At 40.9% G+C, this 2,467-nt stretch carries 1 protein-coding gene; it reads left to right on the top strand.

The annotated features are described in order from the left end of the window. Positions 1 to 73: 73 nt before the first annotated feature. Complete coding sequence (locus DEM91_RS12365; protein ID WP_249859105.1) at positions 74 to 2,386, top strand: transglycosylase domain-containing protein; 2,313 nt, start codon at positions 74 to 76, stop codon at positions 2,384 to 2,386. The last annotated feature ends 81 nt before the right edge of the window (positions 2,387 to 2,467 follow it).

Genomic DNA, 2,467 nt, shown 5'->3' on the forward strand with positions numbered 1-2,467 from the left:
GCTAAGTGAATGATAATGAACAGTTAATAAATTACAAATATTTTCCAATTATTTGGAAAGCAACATAGAAGTTATGAGAAAGGTTTTCATTCATGTGCTTTGGAGGATATTAATTATTGTATCAATCCTGTTAGTTTTGGCATTTACTGCCATTTGGAAAGGATGGATAGGATATATGCCTGATGTAGAAGATTTACAAAATCCGATTAGTAGGTTTGCTACACAAGTATATTCTGCAGACGGAAAGGTGCTTGGAACATGGAATTTCAATAAGGAAAATAGAATCGTCATACCATATTCTAAAATATCTCCACACTTGGTACATGCTTTAGTAGCCACAGAAGATGAGCGTTTCTATGAACATTCAGGGATTGACTTTATTGCTTTGGCGCGCGCCATTGTTAAGAGAGGTATTTTAAGACACGAAAATGCTGGGGGTGGTTCTACCATTACACAGCAATTGGCAAAGCAGTTATATTCTGAAACCGCCCACAGTACGTTGGAAAGAGTATTGCAAAAGCCCATAGAGTGGGTGATTGCGGTGAAGTTGGAACGAAACTATACCAAGGAAGAAATCATTGCCTTGTATCTTAATTATTTTGACTTTCTACACAATGCCGTGGGTATCAAAACTGCATCTAACACCTATTTTAATAAAGAGCCCAAAGATTTGACCATCAATGAGGCGGCAACTTTGATAGGTTTATGCAAGAACCCTTCGCTCTTTAATCCTGTGAGATATCCTCAACGGTGTACGGAGCGGAGGAATGTCGTGTTGAGTCAGATGCAAAAAGCGGGCTATTTGTCAAAAGCAGAATATCATCAACATGCCGATGAAAAATTGGTATTAGACTTTCATCGCATCGATCATAAGGACGGATCTGCTACATATTTCCGAGAATTTCTGCGTCAATACATGATGGCAACGCATCCTCAACGCTCCGATTATCCTTCTTGGAATCAAAATCAGTATGTCTTCGATTCCATTGCATGGGTCTCCGACCCGCTGTATGGATGGTGTAATAAAAACTTTAAGAAAGATGGTAAGCCCTATAATGTCTATACAGACGGCTTAAAAGTCTTTACGACGATTGACTCAAGAATGCAACGTTATGCAGAAGATGCTGTGTATAATCATGTTGTGAAGTTTTTACAACCTGCTTTTACAAAGGAAAATTCTAAAAAAGCAAATGCACCTTTTACAAGTGCACTGACGCAGAAGGAGATAAGAGCGATACTTAATAGATCGATGAGAGGTAGTGAACGTTACCGTGTCATGAAGGCTTCAGGAGCTACGGATGCAGAGATTCAAAAAGCATTTAGAACGCCTGTGGATATGAGTATCTTTACATTTCATGGGGATGTAGATACAACGATGACTCCCATGGATTCTATTCGATACTACAAATCGTTCTTGCGAGCAGGGTTCATGAGTATGGAACCGCAAACGGGGCATGTGAAAGCGTATGTCGGTGGACTTGACTATAATCATTTTATGTATGACATGGTGATGAGTGGACGACGCCAAGTAGGCTCTACCATTAAGCCTTTCTTGTATTCATTAGCTATGGAAAACGGTTTTTCTCCTTGTGACCAAGCGCCGAATGTACAACGAACATACATTGTAGCAGGTAAACCTTGGACGCCAAGGAATACCAGTCGACGACGCTATGGACAGATGGTTACGTTGAAGTGGGGATTGGCTAATTCGAACAACTGGATATCTGCCTACCTGATGAGCAGATTAAATCCACAACAATTTGTTGGTATGTTGAACGATTTTGGAATCAAAAATCCTGAAATCCATCCATCTATGGCGCTTTGTTTAGGACCATGTGAGGTCTCTGTTGCCGAGATGGTGAGTGCCTATTCAGCGTTTGCAAACCATGGTATCCGTACTGCACCCATGTTTGTTTCAAAGATTGAGGATAATGAAGGAAATGTCATTGCAACTTTTCAACCACGCATGAATGAGGTCATTAGCGAGGAAAGCGCCAATAAGATGCTTGTTCTTCTGCAGGCTGTTGTTGAAGGTGGTACAGCTGGACGTTTGCGATTCAAATATCACATTGATGGTGAAATAGGAGCGAAGACAGGTACTACCAATCGAAATTCGGATGCTTGGTTTATGGGCTTCACGCCACAGTTAGTGAGTGGCTGTTGGGTAGGTGGTGAAGACCGTGATATCCACTTTGATTCTATGCGCATGGGACAAGGTGCCACCATGGCATTGCCTATTTGGGCGTATTACATGAAACGCATTTATCGTGATAAGTCGCTTGGTTATCGGGCAGATGCGTCCTTCGGTCTACCAGAAGGATACAACCCATGTCATCAAGACGATGCGAATATGGATGAATTTGGTATTGACGAAGTTTTTGAGTAGAACATCTGGCTTATATGACAAAAATGTGCATAATTTAGAGTCGTTTTCTTTTATGTGACAAAAATGTGCATGGAATCTTCT

This window comes from Prevotella sp. TCVGH, from assembly GCF_023522295.1.
Lineage (GTDB): Bacteria > Bacteroidota > Bacteroidia > Bacteroidales > Bacteroidaceae > Prevotella > Prevotella timonensis.